Origin of the sequence: Clostridium sp. (assembly GCF_036569345.1) — a bacterium.
GTDB lineage: Bacteria > Bacillota > Clostridia > Clostridiales > Clostridiaceae > Clostridium_AD.
Genome location: NZ_DATCQT010000030.1, coordinates 1 through 26088, shown reverse-complemented (window position 1 = coordinate 26088; position 26088 = coordinate 1). Strand labels below are relative to the sequence as shown.

Annotated in this window: 21 protein-coding genes and 2 pseudogenes; 10 read left to right on the top strand and 13 right to left on the bottom strand. The window is 28.7% G+C overall.

Annotation, left to right across the window (positions count from 1 at the left end; translation table 11 throughout):
- Window positions 1–8 precede the first annotated feature (8 nt).
- Both VIM70_RS02905 and VIM70_RS02900 read right to left on the bottom strand, forming a co-directional pair.
- Entirely contained in the window at window positions 9–818 is an 810-nt protein-coding gene (locus tag VIM70_RS02905) for a GNAT family N-acetyltransferase (protein ID WP_331943965.1), read from the bottom strand.
- Between the two features lie 198 nt (window positions 819–1016).
- The gene (locus VIM70_RS02900) at window positions 1017–4082 is read right to left on the bottom strand and encodes a Tn3 family transposase (RefSeq protein ID WP_331943963.1); all 3066 of its coding nucleotides are present in this window, start codon (window positions 4080–4082) and stop codon (window positions 1017–1019) included.
- A 215-nt stretch (window positions 4083–4297) separates the two neighbouring features.
- Here VIM70_RS02900 and VIM70_RS02895 point away from each other — a divergent pair, with 215 nt between their 5' ends.
- The 7 genes from VIM70_RS02895 (at window position 4298) to VIM70_RS02870 (ending at window position 10353) form a co-directional block, all read left to right on the top strand.
- Window positions 4298–4906 (top strand): tyrosine-type recombinase/integrase, encoded by a 609-nt coding sequence (locus VIM70_RS02895; protein ID WP_331943961.1) that lies wholly within the window; start codon window positions 4298–4300, stop codon window positions 4904–4906.
- Between the two features lie 62 nt (window positions 4907–4968).
- Window positions 4969–5061 carry a hypothetical protein gene (locus VIM70_RS23365; RefSeq protein WP_414648650.1) on the top strand — a complete coding sequence of 31 codons (93 nt, stop codon included), beginning with the start codon at window positions 4969–4971 and terminating at the stop codon, window positions 5059–5061.
- 187 nt (window positions 5062–5248) lie between these two features.
- Window positions 5249–5440 carry a hypothetical protein gene (locus tag VIM70_RS02890; RefSeq protein ID WP_331943959.1) on the top strand — a complete coding sequence of 64 codons (192 nt, stop codon included), beginning with the start codon at window positions 5249–5251 and terminating at the stop codon, window positions 5438–5440.
- A gap of 645 nt (window positions 5441–6085) precedes the next feature.
- Window positions 6086–6775: a DUF421 domain-containing protein gene (locus VIM70_RS02885; RefSeq protein ID WP_331943957.1), complete on the top strand. Its 690-nt coding sequence runs from the start codon at window positions 6086–6088 to the stop codon at window positions 6773–6775.
- 593 nt (window positions 6776–7368) lie between these two features.
- On the top strand, window positions 7369–8316 hold the full coding sequence (locus VIM70_RS02880) for an acyl-CoA dehydratase activase-related protein (protein ID WP_331943955.1): 948 nt from the start codon (window positions 7369–7371) through the stop codon (window positions 8314–8316).
- Window positions 8309–9403, top strand: coding sequence for a 2-hydroxyacyl-CoA dehydratase (locus VIM70_RS02875; RefSeq protein WP_331943953.1), 1095 nt, complete (start codon window positions 8309–8311; stop codon window positions 9401–9403). Before VIM70_RS02880 ends, VIM70_RS02875 begins: the two co-directional genes overlap by 8 nt.
- Complete coding sequence (locus VIM70_RS02870) at window positions 9382–10353, top strand: acyl-CoA dehydratase activase (RefSeq protein ID WP_331943951.1); 972 nt, start codon at window positions 9382–9384, stop codon at window positions 10351–10353. The genes VIM70_RS02875 and VIM70_RS02870 overlap by 22 nt, the downstream gene beginning before the upstream one ends.
- A 466-nt stretch (window positions 10354–10819) precedes the next feature.
- Here the strand turns inward: VIM70_RS02870 and VIM70_RS02865 are convergent, their stop codons facing one another.
- From VIM70_RS02865 to VIM70_RS02850, 4 genes and pseudogenes are all read right to left on the bottom strand, one after another.
- Window positions 10820–11236 carry a hypothetical protein gene (locus VIM70_RS02865; RefSeq protein WP_331943949.1) on the bottom strand — a complete coding sequence of 139 codons (417 nt, stop codon included), beginning with the start codon at window positions 11234–11236 and terminating at the stop codon, window positions 10820–10822.
- Window positions 11237–11299: 63 nt separating this feature from the next.
- Window positions 11300–12013 carry a site-specific integrase gene (locus VIM70_RS02860; protein ID WP_331943947.1) on the bottom strand — a complete coding sequence of 238 codons (714 nt, stop codon included), beginning with the start codon at window positions 12011–12013 and terminating at the stop codon, window positions 11300–11302.
- A pseudogene (locus VIM70_RS02855) lies at window positions 12003–12710 on the bottom strand (Tn3 family transposase); the annotation flags it as partial. The gene VIM70_RS02860 and the pseudogene VIM70_RS02855, both read right to left, overlap by 11 nt.
- Before the next feature lie 632 nt (window positions 12711–13342).
- Window positions 13343–13576, bottom strand: coding sequence for a hypothetical protein (locus VIM70_RS02850; protein ID WP_331943945.1), 234 nt, complete (start codon window positions 13574–13576; stop codon window positions 13343–13345).
- A gap of 562 nt (window positions 13577–14138) precedes the next feature.
- On the opposite strand from VIM70_RS02850, the gene VIM70_RS02845 reads away from it, so the two are divergent.
- Both VIM70_RS02845 and VIM70_RS02840 read left to right on the top strand, forming a co-directional pair.
- Complete coding sequence (locus VIM70_RS02845; RefSeq protein ID WP_331943943.1) at window positions 14139–14735, top strand: hypothetical protein; 597 nt, start codon at window positions 14139–14141, stop codon at window positions 14733–14735.
- A gap of 82 nt (window positions 14736–14817) precedes the next feature.
- A pseudogene (locus tag VIM70_RS02840) lies at window positions 14818–15021 on the top strand (DUF2992 family protein); the annotation flags it as partial.
- A gap of 661 nt (window positions 15022–15682) precedes the next feature.
- Here VIM70_RS02840 and VIM70_RS02835 read toward each other — a convergent pair.
- Window positions 15683–18925 carry an Eco57I restriction-modification methylase domain-containing protein gene (locus VIM70_RS02835; RefSeq protein ID WP_331943941.1) on the bottom strand — a complete coding sequence of 1081 codons (3243 nt, stop codon included), beginning with the start codon at window positions 18923–18925 and terminating at the stop codon, window positions 15683–15685.
- A 675-nt stretch (window positions 18926–19600) separates the two neighbouring features.
- Here VIM70_RS02835 and VIM70_RS02830 point away from each other — a divergent pair.
- The gene (locus VIM70_RS02830) at window positions 19601–19864 is read left to right on the top strand and encodes a hypothetical protein (RefSeq protein WP_331943939.1); all 264 of its coding nucleotides are present in this window, start codon (window positions 19601–19603) and stop codon (window positions 19862–19864) included.
- A gap of 60 nt (window positions 19865–19924) precedes the next feature.
- On the opposite strand, the gene VIM70_RS02825 is transcribed toward VIM70_RS02830, so the two are convergent.
- The 6 genes from VIM70_RS02825 to VIM70_RS02800 form a co-directional block, all read right to left on the bottom strand.
- Entirely contained in the window at window positions 19925–20551 is a 627-nt protein-coding gene (locus VIM70_RS02825) for a hypothetical protein (protein ID WP_331943937.1), read from the bottom strand.
- A gap of 390 nt (window positions 20552–20941) precedes the next feature.
- Entirely contained in the window at window positions 20942–21121 is a 180-nt protein-coding gene (locus VIM70_RS02820) for a hypothetical protein (protein ID WP_331943935.1), read from the bottom strand.
- Window positions 21122–21390: 269 nt separating this feature from the next.
- Window positions 21391–23349, bottom strand: coding sequence for a VirD4-like conjugal transfer protein, CD1115 family (locus VIM70_RS02815; RefSeq protein WP_331943933.1), 1959 nt, complete (start codon window positions 23347–23349; stop codon window positions 21391–21393).
- A complete protein-coding gene (locus VIM70_RS02810; RefSeq protein ID WP_331943931.1) occupies window positions 23349–24755 on the bottom strand; it encodes a hypothetical protein in 1407 nt (468 codons plus the stop codon). The genes VIM70_RS02815 and VIM70_RS02810 overlap by 1 nt, the downstream gene beginning before the upstream one ends.
- Entirely contained in the window at window positions 24752–25321 is a 570-nt protein-coding gene (locus VIM70_RS02805; protein ID WP_331943929.1) for a hypothetical protein, read from the bottom strand. Before VIM70_RS02805 ends, VIM70_RS02810 begins: the two co-directional genes overlap by 4 nt.
- A 1-nt stretch (window position 25322) precedes the next feature.
- Window positions 25323–25841 carry a class I SAM-dependent methyltransferase gene (locus VIM70_RS02800; RefSeq protein ID WP_331943927.1) on the bottom strand — a complete coding sequence of 173 codons (519 nt, stop codon included), beginning with the start codon at window positions 25839–25841 and terminating at the stop codon, window positions 25323–25325.
- Window positions 25842–26088 lie beyond the last annotated feature (247 nt).

Below are 26088 nucleotides of genomic sequence, written 5' to 3'. Positions count from 1 at the left end.
TCATTGTTTTAAAACTGAAAATTTTCAATGTAATATTGAAAATCCTTTTTAAAACCTATACTCTCTGAAACTTTATTTGAAGGTATATTATCTTTATTACACTGCCAAAATGGTATTATATTATTTTCAATACAATACTCAATACAAGCTGCTGCTGTAAGTTTTCCATAGCCATTACCTCTATATTGAGCTACAGTCTCTAACCCCAATTCAAAATTCTTACCACTAACAAATACTGATAAACACCAGCTTACAACTATATCTTCCTTTATTAAACAGTATCCTACTCCCTTTGATGTAAAGTCACTTGCTGAATGCCAAAAAGAGCTTATCCAACCTTCTACACTCTCTATATACTTTAAATCCTTTCTCTCCAAAAGCTTTTCATTAATAATTACCATAGAGCAGTCCTTTGGTATATTTTCTCTCCAATTTAATTTTAACGCTTTAAATTTATAAACATTTCTATCTATCCTTGTGCAATTTTCTTCTTGTAATAACACATCAAGCTTATTTTCAAATTTCTTTGAATAATAAAAATCAAAACATGGTATGTACCTTTTTGCAGCACGTGGCTTAAGATCATCTATTATCAACTTATTTATCTCCATATTATATTCATTATTATTATCATCACCTTCGATTAGCAGTTCTCCCATCATGTCCCACACTAAAGCAGTTTTGGGATTAACCATATTATCAACGTATATTTCTCCTGGTGTATTCCCATTAATTACAGATTTTATAACGATATTAAAGGCTAATTCTTTAAAAATATGCTCCACTTTTTTATATTCATACAGCTTTAATTTATACATATAATCACTTCCTTATTTAAATAAAAATTAAAATATACTTAATGAACAATAGATTACGAGTACGACATAAAAATTTTGCTTAATTGGGTGTTTTTGCCTATCCCCCCGAAAAGGTATGTTAGTGTATTTTTATATCGGAGGCTAGACTACAAGTAAGTATTTTTTGACTACCCCTACTAAAAAGGTGGAATAAGCAAATCACTCATTTGGTACTATTTTAAATTTAGCTAATTCAAGAATAATTGCATCCATGTCAATAGACTTCGATTTTGTATTAAATTCATAGCGACCATAGAGGTTTATATGCTGCCAGGCAACTGGCGAAATGTGTTTCAATACATCTGAGTCTTTACCGCTTACTTCTCTGTAAGCTAACATATTAGATAAAATGCTGGCATTATAATAAATAATGCAGTTGGCTAGTAGCCGGCCGCATTCACCCCAAATGTTTTGATCTTGTTCCGTCTTAAATCGTAATTTCCCGAAGTTAGCATAGGATATCGCTCTGCGTAATTTATGATAACTCTCACCTCTGTTTAGTGCTCTCTGCACGTTTCGGCGTAATGTTAGAGAATCAATATAATCAAGTAAATATAAGCTTTTTAGGATATTATCATACTCCCATAGAGCACGTTTAGTTTTATTTTTACGTTCATAAGAGCTAAGTTTTCCAATTATAATACTCTGGGTTGTCGTTTTGAGAGCAAGTGACAATATTATACGCTGAATATTATCCCACTCCTCCACAATAAGATCAGAGTTTATCTTTCTTACAGGCTTGAGTATTACATCACCATAGTGGCTCGGATGGTTGAATCCATATAAAGATTTACCGAGTTTATTATATATATCCTTATAACGTGGTGCAAACTGATAGCCAAAAAAGTTGAGAATAGAAAAATTAACTTCATTTGCTCCATGTGTATCGGTGGAATGAATATCTGGCTTAATATCGGTTGTGTTGTTATACAAAACATCAAAAACATAATGACTTTCATGTTCGTTAGCACCGATAATCTTGGCGTTAATGGGAATATGGTTAGCTACCAATGTATAAGATACAATCCCTTTTTTAAGACCAAAATATTTAGGTGAGTGGCGTGTGTTGATGGTGTTAATACTAGTTTCAAATTTCTGACCATCACTACTGGAATGTATGACTTCGTCAATATCGTAATGTCGAAATATTGGCAGCTTAGTTATATCATTACTTATACGGTTATTCGCCTCATTTAGAGTTTCTAGTCTAATGAAATTATCGGATGTAGAAGAAAGCAGCGAGTAATCGATGTCGGAAATCTCACCCATTCTACCCAGTCCCATATTGGTACCCCAAGCAATCAGACAAGCTACAAGAACTTGATTTTCCCTATTCTGCTTGGCATAACGTCCTAAAATGTGTTCAAATGCATCAATGAAATGACACTGCTTATCAACATAATGCAAAATGCTCCCAATCTCTATTTGCTTCAATGAATCAAAAAATGAATGATTAATAGATTCAGGGTCACTAACATATTGAAGAGTCCAACGGCTATGGTCTCCTCGTTTTTTAATTTTGAAATGCTCATTAGTTCCTAATGAAATACGTTGATTGACCTCCATAATTCTAGTTTCAAGTCGATGCTCAAGTTCTACCAAATGATTATGTATAGGGTGGTTAAGGACAGTCAAGCCAGTATCAGTTATCAACTTTTCTTTCTGTTGCCATTGAATATCATCTATAAGATCACCCTCAAAACTCTGGAAATTAATACTGTCACAACAAAAAATATCACCAGACTCCAAACCATTTCGCAATAAACGATAGACTAAAAATTCATAGAGATCTACTAATAGAGTTTTTTGTCCATCAATGTCTTGTTTATATATGTATCGCTTTATACTATCGGGTATAAATTGGTTTGGTAAATCGTCAGATGGATATTTCCCAAGTGGTTTATTCTTAATAAAAGCCAGCTTCAAAAAATTCACTGCATCAATTAACGGATCATGAGTTAAAGGAGCTATAAAATCCACCATTAGAAGTATAGGTCTCAAATGCCTTTTAAATTGAGATGCTAACTTTCCAATGTTCTCCCATTGAAAAGCGGTTTCATCCAATTTAGCATTTGTGGAAATATGATCAGCTATATCTATAATCTTTTGGCGTTCTAAAATAGTAAATGCCGTAGCCTGAACATCCTTGAAAGGCGTGTCAATGTCAATTCTATCATCAGTAAATATTTTAAGCACTTGACCCGCCTTTTTTATATTTTGACTGTTTTCTGTGTAAGACTCATATACTTGTTCTTTTGCTTTGGATTTAGATTCATCTATGTAATGTCTTACGTTATAAATAAGTGTGTTGATAAGATTATCATGCATACGCTGATAGCGATTCAGGACAAAACATAATAAATAAACGAAACCTATCCATTCATTAAGTTGCTTAAGCTTATAGACCGAATAGTAATCTACCAATGAGGCATAGTATTTTATGCTTTCTTTGGAGATATCTAATAGCGGCATTAATTTTGGAGTAATCGAGTATAAATGCTTTATTTGTTTACCACGGCTAATTTCACGCTTTATTTCACCTAAACTAAAGTCTTTTGGCTCGTGTTTAATCTGCGTTATTTCATACAGTCCTAAAGAATCTTTTAAAAGTTGATTTAGAGCTTCTTTATCAGACTGTTCCAAGTTATTTTGCATAATTGTAATTAATCGATTATGTTCGTAAGTTATTGCTTTTCCTACTGTTTCTTGCATAAAGGTGTACCCTGGAACAATAATGTGTTGCTCTAATAAATAATTTATAATTTCGCGAAAAATAAAGATTGGTTTACCGCAAACAATTGCTGCCATGCGAGCCTTCGTCTCCAACTGTCGTCGTATTTTAGCATCACAAATATGATAATTGAACAGTTCAAGAATCATTTGTTGTTGTTTTAATCTGGCTGGCTTTTTAATAGAATTTAAGTCAGTAATTATGCTATTTTCGAAATGCATCTTCAATATATACTGCAAGTCTTCCATAACTTCAAAAATATCGAACGTGAAAAACCTATGTTTAGCTTTAAAATAGCCCAATTGTAGAACGAAATAGGCCTGAGACCTTATTGAGCGTAATACTTGTAGCAGCTCTTTCTCTGGATGTGAGAGAGAAAAATAATTACAACGCTCTTCATGCGTAAAATGAGTTCTTCCGTAAATGGCCCCTAATTCATCATCACCGAGAATTCCCAAACGTTTTTGCTTTGCATCAATTGGGAGAATAGTCATAACATACCCCTTACTGCGGAAGAAGCGATTCAGCTACAAAACGCTAGTATCTCTTATTTTTGAAAGTTACACAATCACGTTGTGTAACTTTCACTTCCTTTATTTTTCAACGGTTTGCAGGATTTCATATATAATTATTAAATTGAATGTTACATAATTATATATTATACTAATACTATGTAACTTTAGCAAATAATAAAATTGGAGGAAATTTAATGAATAGTGTTGAGCCAATTAGAGAGATAAAAACAATAAAAAATATACGTTCTATTTTGAAAGGTCAATCAGTAAGAAATGAATTACTTTTCATATTTGGAATTAATGTAGGACTTCGAATTAGTGACATATTGAAATTGAAGATAAATGATTTAGTAAAATCAAACCTTAAAACTGTAAGAGATTATGTAATTATTACAGAAAAGAAAACAGGTAAAACAAAGAAGTTTTATATCGGTGATATAGTGAAAAAGGTTATTGAAAATTATATTAAAGAATTATCTAACTTAGATATGAATAATTATGTGTTTCAAAGTAGAAAGGGTGAAAATATGCCTATAACAAGGCAACGAGCATATAGGATTCTTAATAATGCAGCTGAAATTGTAGGTCTTGTAGAAAAAAACGAAAAAGGAGTTATTATATCTGGAGAAATAGGTACTCACACTCTTCGTAAAACTTTTGGATACCATGCATATCAAAATGGATCTTCATTAGAATTACTTATGGATATATTTAACCATTCTTCAAAATCACAGACCTTAAGATACATTGGAATTACTGAAGAACAAAAGAAGGAAGTTTACTTGCAATCTAACCTTGGATAGAAAAACACTCTACTATTTCACACTAACATACCTTTTCGGGGGGATAGGCAAAAACACCCAATATGAAAAAATCCGTAGAGCGATATTTATATGAAAAAACAAAGCGTAGCCCAATTATTCTTCCAATTATTCTTCCAATTATTATGGAAATATAACATTTCAAAAGCTGAAGGTTTAATATAAAGCAAAAAAAGTACTTAACACGTAATAATATTATGTTAAGTGCTTTTTTGTTAGAACAAGTATATTAAAGTTTTAAATAGTTAAAACTACATAAGCAATCAAACCATTAGCGTTTATTAGTCTATTATCTATCCCAGCAAAATACAAGGAGGATTTACAATGAATAAATTCCAGAAAAAAGTTGAAGATGTAATGGATTCAATAGAAGAATCAAATTCTTTTAAATGTGAAACAAGAAGTGATTTAAAAAAAGTAGCAAAAGCTTTAGTTGAAACCAAAGGAACTATACCCGATTTTAAAAAGTATAATTTAGATTCAAAACATTGGAAGAGTGCTAAGAAATTTATTTAATAAAGTGTAAGAAAAGTTTTAAATTAAAATTAATAGTAATTATCCATAGAGAACAAAGAACTAATAAAAAGTGTAACGATATTTTGTTAGTTTTTTAATTTTGTTGTTTTATAATAGGTAAATATAGTAGTACGAATAATAAATTAATAGAACCAATAAATAGAGGTACATATACAAAAGGATTATTAGGTATTTGATTTAATAAAGGGAAATCAGGTTTACATCTTAGATAACTGTAGTTTGAATTAACTAAATAATTTGTAGGTATAGTTATAATAAAATATAAAATTGTCGATTTGAAGGTCCGCTTTAATGAAGTTAAGCTTGGGGCATAATCATGAACAAATATCATGAAAAATATGGATATAAGAATACCACCATGGGAGACTAAACATTTATATAACATCATTATTTTCATTAATTTTCAGTATTTTATTTATCAAATTAGGATATTATTTCCGTAGCATAATATTATCTAGTACGCTTGCTAATTATTCAGAGATATCCCTGCTTGTATAATTATTTTGCTTACCATATATAATTATTTATATGAAGAATTTATAGATATCAATATTCAAATGAATAATCATGTAAATGTCTTGATAATACATAAATATGAAAAGTATTAACATAAGGAGTAAAATTATGAGTCAAAAAATAATAGAAATAATTATTAGAAGTATCTCTGCTTATATTACACTATTAGTTTTAGGAAGGTTAATTGGAAGAAAATTAATATCTAGGATAACATTTTTTGATTTTTTGGTTGGAGTTACTATTGGGTCTCTGGCAGTACGAATGGCATTAGGATCAGAGGATTCTTTATTATTAGCTACAATTTCAGCAATAGTAATTACTATATTAGTGTTGATTACAGATTATTTAAATATTAAAAGTTTTAATTTTAGAAATTTAGTAGATGGTAAACCTGTAATCCTAATAAGCAATGGTAAAATATTAGATTATAATTTAAAAAAAGTGAGGATTACTATAAATAAGTTAATGATGCAGCTAAGGGAAAAAGACATATTTAATGCAGAAGATGTAGAATTTGCAATTATAGAAAGTGATGGAGAAATTTCTATAATACCAAAATCTAATAAGCAGCCAATAACAACTGGGGATTTAAATATGTCAACAAACTATAAAGGGTTGACAAATGACATAATTATTGATGGTAAAATAATGTATGATAATTTGAAGTGTACAAATTATGATGAACAGTGGGTTAAAAGACAGCTAAAGAGTCATAATATTAATAATGTGCAAGATGTGTTTTATGCAGGTGTGGATACTTCAGGGAATTTTTATTTTTCATTAAAAACAAAGAAATAAATCAATGAAATTCACCTAATCCATGCAATAGGATTTACAGATACAAGCAAAAGTAATTTCTTAATTTGTAAAATTATTTTCAAGGTCACTGATTACAAGACATACCAAATTCAGTATAGAAGTATATGTTGAGGTATAGATGTTAATATTTAGTACTAAAATGTATTTTAATACATATTTTAGGTATGTTTATTAAAACATAAAAATTAATAATATCTGCTTAATTTTATATGAGCATCTAGGAATTTTGAATATTATCTCATTCATACAGAGATGTTTTTGAATTTATAAAAAATTTATTTAATAGGAATTAAATTAAGACAAATAACTGCTGAAACTGGGTTTATAGGACTGCCTACCTCTTCATCATGATTTCCAACAGCAGATACTACAGTAGCTATTTCTTTTGGCCCCATACCAAGTCTAGTTAAAATATTAAAGCAAAGGCAAGCTCCTTAATTTGTAAAATTATTTTCAAGATACAATTACGAATACATGTTCTAATGCTAAAACATGAAGATGGAAAAAAGGAAGATGGTTGAATAATTTTATTTTTTTAGCACAAAATATTATTACGTTATATTTTTGAAAGGATGGATTTTGTGAGAAAAAATATTATAATTGGAATACCAAGAGCTTTTTTATATTTTAAATATAAACATTTATGGGAAACTTTTTTTAATGAATTAAAATGTGAAATTTTAATAAGCCCAGAAACTAATAAACAGATATTAAAGGATGGTTTAAATAATTCAATAGATGAAAGTTGTCTTTCTGCTAAGGTTTATATGGGGCATGTATATTATTTAATTAATAAAGTTGATTATATATTGATTCCTAGAATTGTTAGTTTTGGTCAAAATGAAGTTGTATGTACAAAATTTAATGCAATGTATGACATTGTAAATAATACCTTTAAGAATTTAAAATTGATAGACTATAACATAGATGTGAAAGAAAACCAGAGCGAATTTAAAGCTTTTATGAAAATGGGAAAAGTATTAGGTGAAAATTCTATAACAGTATTAAAGGCATATTTAAAAGCTAAAAAAGTTCAAAACTATTATGAACAACAGCAATCTGAAAAACAAGAACAATTGCTAAGTAATACTGACAAATTGAAAATGCTGATAGTTTCACACCCATATAATACCTATGATAGATTATTAGGATATCCAATAATTAAGTATTTAGAAAGCTTTAATGTTGTACCTATATATGCAGATGTTGCTAATAAGGAGCAAACGTCCCAAAAATCAAAGATAATTTCCAAGACTTTATATTGGACATATAATAAAGAATTAATTGGTGCAATTGAACATTATAAAAATAAAATAGATGGCATTATATTTATTTCTACCTTTCCTTGTGGACCGGATTCTTTGGTAAATGAGTTATGCATTAGAAAAATTAAAGGAATACCTATGACAAATATTATATTAGATGAATTGCAAGGAGAAGCTGGATTGCTTACAAGAATAGAGAGTTTTATTGACATCATTAGAGAAAAGAAAAATAGGAAGGAAGTAAATAATGGCTAATAAAGAAAAAATAATTAGCTACCCTCACATGGGGAATTATTACATGGCAATAGAATTTTTAATAAAGCATACATTGAATATAAAAATTTTAACACCACCTCCAATAACTAAAAGAACTTTAGAATTAGGTTTAAAGTATAGCCCCGATATGGTTTGTGTGCCCTTTAAGTATAATTTAGGAAATTATATAGAAGCATTAGAAAAGGGTGCAAATTTCTTGGTACAAGCGGGTGGAGGCTGCAGATTTGGTTACTATGGAGAAATACAAGAGCAAATATTAAGAGATTTAGGATATGATTTTGAATTTTTAAGTATTTTAAATTCAGATGCTGTAAATCCTTTTTCATCATATAGTACATTTAAAAAGTTAAATCCAAAGCTTTCTTTTACAAAATTTACATATTACTTTGCATTAACCCTAAAGCTTGTTGAAATAATAGATAAAATAGAAAAATATATTAGAGAAAATATAGGCTTTGAAGTTAAAAAGGGAAGCTTTGAGCAGTTACAAAAAGATTTTTTAAACAGATTAAAAACAGCTAACGGATTTAGAACTATCAATAAAATTTATAAAAAATATAATCTATTATTCAAAAATTTAGAAATCGATAAGCCAGAGAATCCCATTAAAGTTGGTGTTGTTGGAGAATTATATGTTATTATGGAACCATTTAGTAATTATTTTATTGAAAAAGAGTTAGCGAAAAAAAGTATTCAAGTAACAAGGTTTATAACAATAACTTATTTATTCCAAAATCATCCAAAAGAAAAAGAATTAATTAGAAATTGTGGTAAATACCTCAAATATGCAATAGGATCTGACGGCACTGATAGTGTAGCAAGAACAAAGCAGCTGGCAGAAGCGGGATATGATGGGGTTATTCATGTGAAACCCTTTGGTTGCACTCCAGAAGTAAATGCAATGCCAATGTTACAAAACATAAGTAAAGACTACAAAATGCCAGTATTATATTTTAGCTTTGATTCACAAACATCTGAAACGGGAATAAAAACAAGATTGGAAGCATTTCATGATATGCTTATGATGAAGAAGGAGAAACAAAAATGGAAAAAGGGTATTATTTAGGAGTAGATGTAGGTTCCTTATCTACAAAAGCTGTAATAATAGATGACAACAATACAATAATAGCAGAAAAATATATTTGGACAGAAGGTGATCCTATTAATGCCGTCAAAATATTGATTAATGGTCTAAAAGAGCAAATTGAAGGGAAAAATATTAAAGTTAAAGCAGTAGGGACAACTGGTTCAGCAAGAGTATTAATAGGAACAATTCTTAATGCACAGGTTGTTAAAAATGAAATTACAGCACATGCAATTGGAACAATTTCCGTGTATCCTGATGTAAGAACGATTTTTGAAATTGGAGGGCAAGATTCTAAAATTATTCTGATAGAAGATGGTATAGTAGTTGACTATGCAATGAATACATTGTGTGCTGCCGGAACAGGATCTTTTTTGTCATCACAGGCAAATAGACTTAAATTACAAGTAGAAGAATTTGGGCAAATAGCATTGAAATCAAAAAATCCAACTAAAATAGCTGCCAGATGCACCGTTTTTGCTGAATCTGATTTAGTACATAAAGCTCAAATAGGACATAAAAAAGAAGATATTGTAGCTGGTCTATGTAAAGCTGTTGTAACAAATTATCTGAATAATGTTGGGAAAGGAAAAAATATAAAATCACCAATTGTATTTCAAGGTGGAGTCAGTAAAAATGTTGGAGTAATAAAAGCATTTGAAGAAGAAACAGGGGAAAAAATATATGTTGATCAATATGCACATTTAATGGGAGCTTTAGGTGTAGCAATACTTGTTAAAAATTCTGGAAAAGAGCAAAATTTTGATTTTAACATAGCAGAAATGAATTTTGAAACAAGAGGAGTGGAATGTAAAAAGTGCGCAAACAATTGTGAAATTATTTGTATTTATAAAAACGATGATTTAATTGATGCTTGGGGAAATAAATGTGATAATGGAGCAATAAGTCGTGAATATGGCATATCAAAATAAACAGTAAAAGTATAGATAAATAAATCAAAACCAATAGCTGTGGATAAAGATAAAACTATAATTACAACAGAATATCAGGAAATATTAAAGAAGATGGCAAGGCTCATAACTAATAATAAGAAGCATCACGATATTAGAATCATGTGCAAGGTCCCAAAGGTCAAAAATGGGTAATTGATATATCTTACATATATACAATGAAAGATGGTTGGTGTTACCTAGCCTCAGTAATGGACTTGCACAACAGAAAAATAATAAGACATTAGCCCTTAATATAAAAGTTATGCAACAAATAAGTTAGCATAGCTTTTTCATGTTAAAAATAATAATTGATAATATGTATATATAATACAATAAATTTATTATATTATGGGTGTTTTTGCCTATCCCCCCGAAAAGGGGTATGAAGAACATAGCTGTAACCAGAAGCAATAGGAAAATTTCAAATTTTATTTGAGATTACTGTTTAAAAATACTTTTTTAACGATTCTATACCAATTTCCAAATCACTTTTCTCCATAACTTTTTCAATAGTTCCCATTTTCAATTCTTCTGCCAGGGCTATAATATCTTTTAAGGTTTTATATGAATGTTTCACTTGAGCCTGTAGACGGCATAGTTCAGTTTGTAGAATGGGTATCAAGTATTCTTCCTTTTCCCATTTTAAAAGCTGTTTTTCAAATACCTGGGTGAAATCAAGTTGTTCTGTATAAACTTTTATTGTACGTTGTACAATTGAATCATTCAAAACATGAGGTTTATTACGAGCTTCCAAGAGTGTTGTATATTGTTCTTTAGCATCTGTTAACTGACTGTCTATTAAATTTGCAATCATAGGCATGTTCTTAATAGGTTGCCAATTTGGTTGTGGTTTATTATTCATAAACATTTTATCCTTTCATCATATATTTTGTAATAAGGGTTTTTAAAGCCTTACGTATACTCATTATATTGGAAATTTATTAATCACTTCATCATAAGCCTCTTGAGCTTCAGTAATTGATAAATTTGAATATATTTCAAGGGTTTTTCTGCTTTCGTGACCTGAATATGGTTGTATCAAAGCATCGTCTATGCCTTGTTTTTTTAGCCAGGTAAACAAGAAATGTCTTAATTTATGGGGAGATATCATTGTTTTTAAGCCAGCTTGCACGGAGTATTTTTCTAAGATTTTTCTTATCCCCCTGTCTGTATATTTCTTTTTCCATGATGATTCAAATAAATAAGTCGCATTATTTTTTAGAGTATTGTTACAATGTATACCGAGCACCTCTTTAAATCCCTCTGGGAAAGGAACCACACGATCCTTATTACCCTTGCCTTGATTAATTCTTATCTGACAATTAAATAAATCTATATCACTAATCTTTATGCTAACTAATTCACTAACTCTAACCCCCGTATAAATCAAAACCTTGATAATTAGCATGTCCTGAAAGTTTTTAGAGTTCCAAACTACTTTATAATAATTTTTTATTTCATTTTCTGTTGGTACATATGGTAGTTTCTTTGTTTTTCGTGGGACCTCAATTTCTAATTCTTCTCTAAGATACATAAATACACTTTTCAAATAATTATAGTCAGGTCTTTCTCCACGAAGATATTTTGAAAGTTCCTTTGCTTTTTTCTTGGGAGTTATTCTTTGTAGTTTAGCAGGCATTTTGTTGCACCCCCAAATGTATTCGTTTATCCATATCTAATTTAAAATTACCATAGGGATTAACATGGCTATAAATCAACGGAGTTATAGCTCTAAAATCTTCTTTTTCCATAATATTAAACCATTCTTTCTCAGATAAAATATCCTGAATCAATAATGTATTAACATATACCATGCAGTTTTGTATTAAATGGAGAGCCAGAGCTGATATTTCCTGGTCTTCAATATTATTAGTTGAAAATTCACGACCTCTTGCGCAGAAAATAAAATTATTTGCACTATTCCAATTTTCAATAACATTTAATCCTTGGTTAATTTCTATTCGCATTTCTTCAGACATAATATATCTGCAAATAAATATAGTTTTTATTGCTCTTCCAAGCTCACTTAATGCCCGGTATGTGGGATGCTGAAGATTATTTTTAGTGAATTTTTTCAAAATAGATTCTGCATCAGCAGTACCAAGTCTTAATGCGGTTGCGTACTTTACCATTTGGTCATATTGTTGTCTAATTAATTCCCAATTAATCGGTTTTTTCTTCATAACAAGGTCAATGTTTGAATAATCCTCATCACATATTTCTGGTTTATATAGTTTTTGTTTGTTAATATTTTTGATACGAGGCATTAGCTTGAAACCAAGCAAACAGCTGAACGCAAAAGCTACTTCACTTTGTCCATGTGTGTCTACATAGTTTTTTGATAAACAAAGTATAAAAAATAAGAGTAGAAGCTTCATAGTTTACTATGAGTTCTATCTCTTTTTCTAGTATAGTTAACCGCATAATGTTGGCGGTACCCCAAATTAAAATGGAAAACAGCTTCAAAGAAATTCCATGCTAAAGTAAATGACTTTAATAAGTGGATAAAAGAAAATCGTAATCTACCACTAGGTTTAATATGGAAAAAGGTGAATTTAAAATTAAGAGGTCACTATAATTATTATGGTGTTAGTGATAACTGGGGTAATCTAATAAAATATAAAAGGTAAATTGTAAAAAGTATGTTCTATTGGCTTCAAAAGAGAAGTCAGCGAACTAGCTTAAACTGGGATAAAATGAGTAAACTTTTAAAACATTATCCTTTAGAAAATCCTAAACCAAAATCTTTAGTTAATCTAAATCCTGCTTATGTGTAAAGAGGTTCATATGGGGAGCCGGATGCCTAAATTGGTCACGTCCGGTTCTGAAAGGGGCAGTATCTGTGAAGATTACCGTCTACTTACCTAAAAACGGGATACTTCCCATATTATGTAATAACTTAAGTTTTTTTATTAACTTAAAACTGCCACTTCTTATAAAAACCATTTTAATAGATAATTTAAAAAATTTACTCTAAATAATAGTGACATATGATATATACTGATATACTTGTACAATGCCTTATATCTTCACATACATTTACACCTGTACCTCCCGAGCAAGTTTGAGTTGCATACTCAATATTTTTTCTAACAAAACCTGCTATAAATAATATCCCAGTGCCACGACGGCTGTCTTCTGAAAAAGGAATAAGACGGGATTGAGTTAAGAATACATTCTTTTTAATACGTTTAATTTCCATAGCTACTTGGTCTAATGTAATCGTAGCTTCAACAGGAATTGTTATATTTGTCTCTGCTAATACAACTGGAATCTTAACTACTACAGTTCCAGCACTAATAACAACAGGTGTTACACTAATTTGTTCAGTTATTGATTCAGCTTAGGTAGTAACGGTTGCACAAGGATCGCATGTTGTACAAGTTGCAGTAACTGCATTAATTTCTTGATTTGGTTTACAATTAATATTCATAAATAATATTATCCCCCTTTTAATCAAATGAAAGTATAAGTGAATCTTGTATATATAGATCGCACTAAATCTATTACAGCTTGCCCTTTATTCTCCGTTTTAAATATTTAAGGATACGCTCGGTAACCGGTTATATATGGATATTCCTTAACGTTGTAAATCCGCATAATGCTGGCGGTATCCCATCTATAGAGTAGATAATAAAAAAAATACGCTATAGGGTATATTTTTTACGTAAGAGGAGAAGATATAACTAAATAAATAATAAATTTCTTATGCAACTATACTTGATTGTTTACAAATACAAAATCTAGAAAGGAATAGATTTTTAATGAATAATAAAAATAGTAAGTTAGCTATTGGAATAGCAGTATTATTTGAAATAATCTTAATAACTACCTCTATGATTAGTATTGCATCAAGACAATGGAACAATTTACCGTTGTTGCTCATGGCTATTGTATGTATTATACTTCCTTTTATAATTACCCGTATTGCTAATATAAAGAACATAGTGCTACTTTCTAGCTTTCAATTAATATCGTTATTATTTATTTTACTTGCACAATACTTTGGGGAAATTAAGAAATTCTATCTTATATTTTCGTGGTGGGATTTACTTCTCCACGCTATATTTGGTAGCTATGCAGTTCTTATCGCATTACATTTGATAAAAGGAATTATTATAAAGGAAAAAGAAGTAACTAAAGAGCGATTTACTATTTTTACTGTAATATTTGCATTTAGTTTTTCAATTACTTTAGGTACTATTTGGGAAATGTTTGAATTTGTAGGAGATTATTTATTTAAAACAACTATGGGAAAAGGTGGACTTGAAGACATGGCATCAGATTTACTTATAAAAATTTTATTTGCTTTTATTACTTCTATAATATGTTATTATCGTAAATTGAGGAACCAAGAATAATGACAACAGCTATGTATGAATTTAAGAAACTATAAACAAATCCCAATATTCCTAAAACACGAACTAAGGGAACAAGAAGATAAATCCTAAAAAACTTCAAAAACAAATAAAGAAACAAACAGAAAATAATGGAATAGGAACTAAAGCACAACTTGCTATGAAATTGCAGCAAGAAACAAACAAGGTAGAAAGAAAAAAGATTTCAAGAGAAGAAAATGAACAAGAAAAAGAAAGGCAATTTGCAATACATGAGCGGAAAAAGAAGGAAAAACATAGAGGTCATTAATTTATAGTGACCTCTATGTTTTTCCTTCTTTTGAATTCAGTATTAATAATTTCCAAAACGACTGTAATCTTTTAAGCAAAAACTTACATTCGTAAAAATAGCATAAATCGTTGATATATAGAGGCTTATAGTAGATTTAACTAAAGCCTTTTTTCTTATTGTACATTTGTATGTATTGTTTTATGTAATATATTGCAAATACATTACATTGATTATCTAAATCAAAGTAGATATTTAAAATAGTTAAATCTTTAAATCTTTAAATCTTTAAATAAAACATATTAAAACCTAAATTGTTACATTTAGGGGGCCGTATTTTTCTTAGCGTACGAAATATCATTTTTGCGTACGCTACCCCCTAAATGGGTTTGTTATTATTAAATTGATTCATATTCTTTAACTCTTCTATAAAAAGTATTATTTTTCATAGCAACAAGCTCCATAGCTTTTACAGCAGTTATATTACCTTATAACACTTCAATAAGTATACAATCTATTTGAAATGTTTCATATATGAAAATGTTGAAGTTTTGACATATAAAAAGTATAATAATATCACCATTTCAAAAGGTGTACTTTTTGACACAGTCCTTAATCCCCCTTTTGAAGGGGGATATAATCCTTATATTTGCTACATCTTTCCAGTTACTCTATTATAACTTCAACATTGCTCATATTCTCTAATAATTTTTTTCTGGTTTTCATTTATACCATAAATGTCGTAAACTATCTCATCTATCTCCTGAATTAGTAATCGTATATTATTCAGAAAGTCTCTACAGCCTTCACTATACTTATTAAAATAATTATTTATTATCTTTAAGTCCTTTGGAGAAAGCAACTTAGAATTTTGTTTAAAATACTTTTTGATAAATATATGGGTTTCTAATTTATAAAAATTATTTTCAATATTTACCTTAAAGTTAAACTGAAGCCATTCTTTAAACTCAATAATTAAATAATTTATAGAGATACCATTGTTTAAAATATTCTGGACTTTATTAGCAATATTGTTTTGAATGTTTTTTTCAACAACAGGTATTTTAAACTTTTTCACTGATTTAGGTTCATATTTTCTGGTTTCACCATGATAGGCATCTCCTTCGAATTTATACCAAAATGTTAATAGGGTAGCGTTTAGTATTCCCATTACAAACTTAACATCAAATTCCTTTTTAACATAAATAGCACTATTCGTACCCTTGAATAAATGTTTAGATTCATCTAATGAAAAAGCATTATATTTTTTTGTTCTAGGCGCTAGAAGTTTTAACTCCATGGATTTAAATTTGTCTAGATTTCTAATGTTAGGAAACTTGTACCAAGTACTATCATTAATCGATTTTATTCTACTCTTCAACAGTCTATACAAATATGGATACGTATTATTAAAATCGCTTTCACTTGTTAGTTCATTAGCTACAATCCAGAAAACTCCCTCATTCTTCATAAAATATTTATCAATTGAATCAGCATTTAAAATAGCTTTATATACAATTTCTCTTTCGCTTTTAGGTACCATCAAATATTCCGATTCAGTCAATGTAAAGTATTGTAATTTATTTATAGGTGGTTGGAATCCTCCAAATACGTCAAAATAATCTCTATTGTCCAAAGATATAGATTCAATCCCACTAATTTGATGCATTATTAGATCTATTTCAGAAGTAATACCATATCTATTCCATTTTTCATTAAGAGTAATTTTATACGGAATACTTGAACAATTTCCTGTATTAAAATACATCTCCTCTTCATTTAATGGAATATTTATAGAAGTACTTTCTTCAAAAATTCCTTTTTCATATATTATTATTGAACTATTTGTTCCGATAGTAGTTCCATCTAAATCAATGAATACGGAATACTTACTATTAAATATTATATTATTTATTGTTCCATTCTCTAACAATGATTTTTTCACAGTATTTAACTTTTCATAATTCAGCCATTCCTGAGATGTTATAAATCCTAAAGAACCCTTATCCTTAAGTAAATTCATACAAAGAATAATGAAGAAAATATATAGATTAGGTTGTGCATCCTCATGGTGAATTCTACAGTTATAAGAAATACCTAAGTATTGACCTGTTTCAAATGGCTTTCTTGGATTAATTGAACTCCATTTTAAATATGGAGGGTTCCCAATAATTATATCAAATCCTCCAGTTTCCAAAACCTCTGGGAATTCTTTATTCCAATCAAACGCTTTACTTGTTATTGGACTGTCATTGATTAGACTATTTCCGCATCTGATATGCCGATTTAAAGCCAGCAGCGGCCTATCCTTTTCAACAGTCTTAAGCCACAATGATAATTTTGTTATTTCTACACTTTCTTCATTTAAATCTACGCCATAAATATTTTTACTTAAGATTTCTTGGTTTAACTGAAATAAATTAATTTGACCATAATGATTATTTTTTAAGTAATCCATCTTTCTTTCCACTCTCTCGTATTCTTTGCTCAAAAAGTCGCATACCTGTACTAAAAATGCACCAGATCCACAAGAAGCATCAAGTATTTTTAAATCTCTTAATATATCTCTATATGCTACATATATAAATAATTCTTCGCTGTTAGTCTTGTTTAATTTTTTCCCTTCAATGTCCTTAAGAACTTTAATCTCCTGTGAATTGTAATAATTTACAATTTCATTAAATTTTTTTTCTAGATATTTTCCTAGAGTTTCATCAACTATAAGCTTAGTAACATTATTAGGTGTGTAAAATATTCCTTCTTTATTTCGTCTACCTTCATTATCATAATCCTCAATTCCAGTAAACTCTTTTTTTAATTCCGCTAAATCTGTTATAGATTGTTCAAATATGTGACCAAGTATTTCCACATTAATATCATTTGAAAATTTATAATTAATAATATCATTTAGATTTTCAAAAAACTCATCTGGTATCTTAGAATTATCAAGAAACGTATCAAATTTAAACAATTCTCCATTAAATTTATTTATATTAAGCGTCTTCTTACCTTCATCTAAAGCTCTAAATAATCCCTTGATTTCAATCCATATACCGTTATATGAGTATTTACCTCTTACTAGAGCATTTTTTAGTTCGTCTTGTTTTATAAGTTTCATTCCTTGACAAAAACATATAAAAACAATTCTATCTAAAAATTTTTGTGAGCATCTGATACATTGGTCAATGTCTAAATATGGATTATTATCTTTTATAACATGTAATAAACTTAACCTTAACAACTTATATTTACTATAAAATTCCTTAGTAATATTTTTTTCAATATTATAAGCTCGTTTACTCAACATTTCAGTCTTTGATTCATTTTCTTTTGTTATTAAATTATTCCTGCATAGTAATAAGTAAAATCTTTTAAATTCATTTTGTTCCTGAATGTCTTCTAATAAGAATTTTTCATAATAATTCTGGCTTCTTCCGACTTTATATATCCTAATCTCCTTAAAATTTGATACCAACACCCATTTGCATCCATCATATTTGCTAGCGTAACTGAACGCCTGTTCAACAGGTGTTCCATAATCTTTAGCATTTCTCTTTTGTTTTTCATCTAAATCAATATTCGGACCCTTTAATTCAATAACAGCTTGCGTTTTTCCTATTGTATTGCTAGCTGAATATAATCCTAATACGCCATCTGGTTTAGTTCCATCTACTTCTGTTTTTTGTTCTATACATAAACTCCAATCTTTTTCACCAGATGTCACAGTACTATAGTCTAAAACATCAACAAATATGTCCTTAAAAAATTCTCCCGCTAACTGTATTTCACTTTGGCTTCTAATATAATCATTATTGCTCCATTTTTTTATTACATTTACCCTTGCTTCAACATGAAATACGTCTAGTAAATTAACTTCTTTCAATAAATCTTCTGTATTAAATAACGGAATATCATATTTACTCATAACCTACCACTTTATAATTGCTATACATTTTACAATATTAAACTAATGCTTGATATATGATAAATTTAGGATATGTTAGACATAATTGGTAACGTTGAGAAGCGTATACTTTATATTTCTTAATGGGGTACCTCCAAATGGTTATATGCCATTAACCAACCCATCGTATACAATGGCTTAGCAATAATTGTAGGCTACTGGTGTGGATATTATGATTAATAAGGGGTGGATTGAACAGCCTCCTCAAGCAATAAAACATGAAAATGTGTGAGAGTTTGAGGTTGTAAGTATAGTAAATCTCGAACAACAAGGAGGAGTATGGACTCCCCCTATACTAAAAATTTAGATACTACCAGAGTATTACTAGTAGGGTACTCCTTGACAGGCACCACTTGAGAGGTGTTTTTGGAGTGAATTTTTAACGGTATTACTGTAGTACTATTCTCGGGGTACTGCTCTTTTGTTATATTTTTTTGGGAATACTCTTTGGGTATTTCATTAATTTTTATGTATTGTTTTTTTATTTATTACGTTTCCTTTTAATTTTTTATACTCCATTGAAAAAACTCCTATTAGCCTGTATTATGAATATTATTTTTGGATTGATTTGCCACCTTACAATTTCAGTAAACTGTTATATAATATATAGAACATATGTTTTATGGGGGCGATAATATGAAAGTTGTAGCAAAGCCTATTGAGGTTATTTCTGTAATGGATACTAAAGGAAATATTACACCTTTAAGATTAAGGATTCAAAGGCAAGACGAATCTTTACAAGTAATTAAAGTTGATAAAGTTATCACTAGAGCAAATGAAAAATTTGCAGGAAATCGAATGACTGTATTTACATGTCAAAGCTTAGTTGAAGGTATTGAAAAAAGATATGAGCTTAAGTATGAACTTGATACTTGTAGGTGGATATTGTTCAAAATTTAGGGCTAATTAAAAAAGGGTAGAGCCAACATATTGACTCTACCCTTAAATATTTATAGTTTTTTATTTATACGTTTGTATATATTCTAATAGTGCCATAGCAACTAAATCTCGCTGTGTATACTCTCCATGTTTATCACAAAATCCAAGAAATTTGTCAATCACGTTTCTATAGGTCTTAAATGTTTTTGCCATAATTTCACCAGTGAATTCTGCCTTATTTAACGCAATTTCTGGTATATCTATAATGTTTTTTTCATTTCTCCACCACTTCAAAAGTTCTTCTAGTTCTGGTTGTTGGTCTACCAACTTTAGAAGATTTTCCGTTTTATCTGCCGGTACTGCCAGAGTATTACTAGTAGGGTACTCCTTGACAGGCGCCACTTGAGAGGTGTTTTTGGAGTGATTCTTTAACGGTATTACTGTAATACTATTCTCGGGGTACTGCTCTTTTGTTATATTTTTTGGGGAATACTCTTTGGAGATTTCATTAATTTTTATGTATTGTTTTTTTTCTTTGTTATGTTTAAATCCATTTCTAACAAATTTTTTTCTAATACTACTCTCATTAGATTCTATAATACATTCTCGTTTAAATATATCTATCATGCTCTTACCCTTTATAAGGTAGGTGTTAACTAAATCCACCTGTTGTTGTATGGTCAAAGCATTAAAATCTTCCTTGTTCAAAGTAAGAACCTCCCTTGGTGTTACTATAGTAATACCATAATAATACCATAAATAATGTAAAAATTCTTCACCGTTTTTTGATTTCCAAAAAATAAATAAAACTACGAATAGACATAGCATTATTTACCCTCTGTGTCCATGGTAAGCCTTATTTGTTTATTTAGTGAAGAATTATACATTAATCAAAAGAAATAGCTTGTAGAGAGATATATGGAGAATTACAAGAAGAGTTAATAGAGGGTTTAATGAATACAGGACAAGAGGAATGGAAGTGGTCAATTAACAGTAAAGGATTTTACAAACTATTAGTAGACAAGGTGTCCATTGCTCTCGTTCTGTCTATATCTGTTCAGTTATTCAATTTTCGTCCTTTGCTTATTATACATAAATTTAGAAAAGTTCTTTAAACTTATTCCATATGTTATGTTCATTATATGCTTTTTTGATTTTTTGAAATGCTTCATTTATGCCAAGTTTATCCGTTATATCAATTACACCTATAGTCCATACTAAAATAAGTATCATAATTAAAAATGTACCAATATCAATGATTTCTTTAACTATAAACATTTAATCATCTCCCTTTTATTAGAAGTAAGATAAGACAAGGTTTAGGGAATCCAAATTTAATTTTTATAGGTCATATAATTTACGATACCCCTCAAACCGTTGAAAACACTAAGACGTCTAGAAACTATACTTCAGGAGGTTTACAAATTAAACGTCCGAAAGTACAAAATCTAAACGCTAATAAGACTGAGTATTTAGAAGAAGAAGACTCCATCCATGAAGTTGACGAAGAAGTTATTTAGGTGCTTGCTTCATCATTTATTAAAAGTTTATTGTTCTAGAGTATCACTTTTTTCAATCGCTGATTCTTGTGTAAATAAATCTTCTTCTATATCAATTAAAGGTTTCTTAATTGTTGCGTTACCTGGTGTTTTTGTTCTTCCTATTTCGTCTTCTGTGCCAATTATTTTAGTTACATCTATAATTGGACATATAAGTTTTTTTTCTTTCCAATATTTATATTGTGCTTTATAAACTTTGCAAGGGTGGTATCCTCTAGGTATTATTAATACTTCGTCTGGTTTAATCTCTCTTACTTCACTTGCAAAAAGTAAGGGTCTTGATTGATAATTCTTGCTTACAGTTTTTTGTCCATTATTCTTACTTGAACCTTCTGTCATTATGGTTTTTGTCCCTAGTAATTTTGAAACATATTCAGCAGATGTCAGATCATTGACTCCTAAAACAGCCATAGTATCAAACTGAGCTATTAAGGTTTCTGCTCCTTTCGCTCCATACATATTTTCTATTTGGGCTAAACTTTGAAGAATTACCATTGGATAAACTCTAAGACCTCTCATAGTCCCTAACATTTCTAGCATTTCTGGTATTTTCCCTATATTAGCAAATTCTTCTAATAAAAAATACACTGGACAAGGTAATTTGTCGTGCGTTTTGTGACCTGTTCGATATAATTGTTTGAATATAATTGTAATAATCGTATTAATAATTGGAGAAAATGTCCTATCCGATACAGGCATCATTATAAATAATGCTATAGGTTTATTTTTTATTGTACCTAGCTTTTTTATATCTATTGTACTACTGCCTGTAATTGTCTGTATACCTTCGATGGCAAAGGGATTAAGCTTTGTACTTAGTCCACCAACTATTCCGGCACGAGTAACAGGAGCTTGCGCATTGCTTAAAAAGTTATTCCAAAATGTGAGTGCAGCACCTTTAATATTATTTTTTTCGAAATATTCAGTACAGAAATCTAAATCATTAAATTCTTTCATTCCTAAAATTTTTGTGATTTCATGAAATGTTTGTCTTTCTACAGGATATGTTTGTTTTACAAAACCTATTAATGCAGCGAGCAATTGACTTTCTTGTTCGTTGAAAAATTGATTACCTCCATCTGAATTTCCACAACTTGAAGTTATATAACCTTTACTTATTTCTATTAATTCCTTATCATTTTCGATAGAAGGTATTGGATTAAAACTATCACAGTTATTCATTTCAACAAAGTTTAAAAATCTTACCTCATACCCCTTTTCTTCCAAATAATTTTTTGAAAGATTTATGAGCTCACCCTTTGGATCAATTATTATTTGGTCAGATTTTTCTTTTGAGTTTTCGTAAACATTTGCGAGGTGGAATATTTGGTTTATTGCAAATGCAGTTGTCTTCATACTGCCTGGAGGACCGACTACTAAAACTTGTGAATTTAAAGGTTGGTCAATTCTATGGTATAGTCCTTTCATCCCTACTTTGTAACTCTCACCTTTTTTTAAAGTTCCTAAAAACCAACCTTTATTATCTGTATTAATTTTTAGTTTTTCAAATAAATAATCTCTAGTCTTTTTTAATATTTTTTTATCGGGATTACCTAACTTTTTAATTAGAAAAATCGACAACTTATTTTTTTTAAAATAAGTTTTTAACATTTCTTGATGGGTGCTCCATCTGCTTGTGCCATATGCACCATACTCACCTTTTTCTGTGTATTTTTCTAATGTCCATTGCACATTTTTAAACAAATAAAACAACAAATATAATATAAATATATAACTTACTAATACGATTGGGTTATGAAAATCAAACATAATTTTATAACTATTAATATCTGTGATTTGATTTATTAAATATCCAGTATTTATATTTGTTAATTTTAGTGTTTTTGAGTTTAATTTTTCTATAATATTTACAAATGGGCTTACAATGATTAATAAAACCAATAAAGTTATGCCGATGTGAATAAAATTATTTATTATTTTTTTCATTAAATTTTCTCCTCTTCTCCAATTTTTATATTTTGTTTTATTGCTTTAATTGATTCTATGTCTTTTCTTTTTGCATACTTTGGTGCTTGAGACGAATTATCTTTATATGTTTCCATATAAAACACTTCATCACTAATTTCTATATTGTTTATAGTCGGATTATTATAAAGTTTTTCTATTTTAATATAAAATTCAGGACAAAACTTCCAATTCTTTCGATTGCTCCTACTAAGTCCTTTATCATGTTCAAATTTTTGCATTGTTTTATTAGCTTTCAATTTATTTTTTTCTACATCTTTGAATTCTTTTTTTAAATTTTCAGACCTGTTTTGTGAGTAACTAATTATTTGAACTGTTATAGAATTAATTTTATATGATTCTATATAAAGGTCATTAATTAATTTCATATAACTTGTTGCTGTTTTAAAGTTGCCCGTATCTATTATATTAAAAGTTAAAATATTATCTTTTAATCTAGCTATTATCATGCTTTGGTCATATAAATTTTTAATTTTTATTTGTAGTTTATTAAAATTTTCATATACAGACTTTTTATCTTCTTTTTGTTTTTCTAATGCCTTCAATTCTTTACCCAAAGCAATGAACTCATTATTTAATTTATCTAAAGGTTCTTTTAATTTTATTGTTTCAATATCTATTTTTTTTTGGTACTCTAGTTTTACAATAATTCTTTTAACATTTTCTATTTCTTTTATTGTTTGTATTTTTTTATTCACATCTATTAATCTTAAACCTTCTAACTTTTCATTTAGCTCTATAAGATTAGTTTGTTTTTCTTTTAGTGTATCTACTGCAAGTTCAGAATCATCTTGTATAGCTTTAAAAGAAGTCATTATACTATCAAAATTTTGTTTGTTATTATTGAATTCTTCTTTTAATTTTACTTTTTTATTTGTAATAAGTTCTATCTTGGTTTCTAAATCAAATAAGCCATTCTGATTCATAAATTCTTCGTTTAGTTCTTTTAATAAATTTTCTTTTATCATATAGTTATTTTTTTTATCAAATAGTAAGTTATATTTTATGCTAGAACTAAAAAGCTTTTTTTCACTAGGCTTTTTTTCTAATTGCTTAATACTTATAAGATTTTTAAGAATACCAGAATAATCTTTAAAATCATCTTTCAAGTAAAAATATTTTAAAACAATATTGGTTAAATAAATATATTTATATGAGTTTGTATAATTTTCTTTTCTTATTAAGTGGAACTCCTCCATTTTTTCAATTATATATTTACCATTCTTAATATTTCTTTTGAATTGGTCAAAAAAGCAATAACCTCCTGCATCAAAAATTTGTTTTAAATATTCTTTGTAATAAACTTCTATTTTAAAATAAGTTTCTATATCAATAATATCTCCCCTTATATTTATAAATTGGCTCATGCGCGTTCCATCCTTTCACAATTTAAAAATTCTTTAGCTATATTTTCTTTTAATTCTATATCTGCCTTTGAATAAGTATTTCCTATACTTTCTATCCCAATAAGTTCTCCATCATTTTCAATTCTAGCATCAATACAATTTTTAAGATTTCCCCTTTGCTCTGGAAACTTCTCATAAATTTCTTTTATTAATTCACCCTCATGTTTCCATGTGTCTTGTAATTTTTCTGGTATATTAAAAAAAATTTCTGAAAGTTTTAAATCATGATATAAATGATTTGTTTGGGCAACACAATAACTACGTATGCCAAATTCTTGCCTACAATAATCTTTGCCTTTGGGCTTGAGTTTCACTATTAAATTGTTTTGTCCTCTAACTCCATGTTTTGATGTTTCTATGTAGCCACTGTTTTCTAATTTATATAACCTTTCTAAACTTAAATTTAAATATTTTTTTGATTGTTGTGCATTTATTAATCCAATTCTAGTTAATGATTTAAATAATCTTGCATCTTTACCCGTTATGACTTTAACCTTATCTTCAGTACCCTTTTTTTTACGTGGCATATTATATCCTCCTAACTATAAATTTTTCCGAACTCTTTAAATCTAAAACTTGAAAGTTTTCTTTGCTATTTATATATTCGAAAATTGATTTAAAATTATAATTTTTTAATTCGGATTTTTTAGATTTTTTATATTTAGGGTATGTTTCTATAATTAAAAAATTTTTACATACCCTTAATAATTCTTCTAGTACAAAAACTATATTTTCTAAAGAAATAAACATTAGTACGTAATTACAAAGAACTATATCCATTTCTTTATTTTTGTAAGGCAATCCATTTTCAATATCTTTCAGAGTAAACTTAACGTTTAAATTAAATTTACAACATGGAATATTTTTATCTATACCATACAATTTTTTTAATCCAACTTCATTAAATAATTTTAGATTTCTGAAATGTCCTGCCCCCACATCTAGTACTTTGTTATTTTTATTAAGTTCACAAGAGTATTTCTTTAAAAACAATAAATTATAATCAGAATATCCGTTTTGTAAGTGATTGCACATAATTGTTCTCATTGTTTCACCTCACTATATATATTAAATATTAAAAAATTAAATATATCTCCGCTTAGCTCTAAATAAGGGAGTAATATCATACCGTCTTCTCAAAACCGACTTGTCGGCTCGCTTTTGCTTGCAAAAGTTTTTAGACGTAAGTTGACCGCAGGGAAAATTAAGGTAGTATTACTCCCTGTTGTATGCCGAAGGTGTACTATGTAACTAGTATAACTAGTTACATCCTAGCTTTCAAGTGCAATAAACT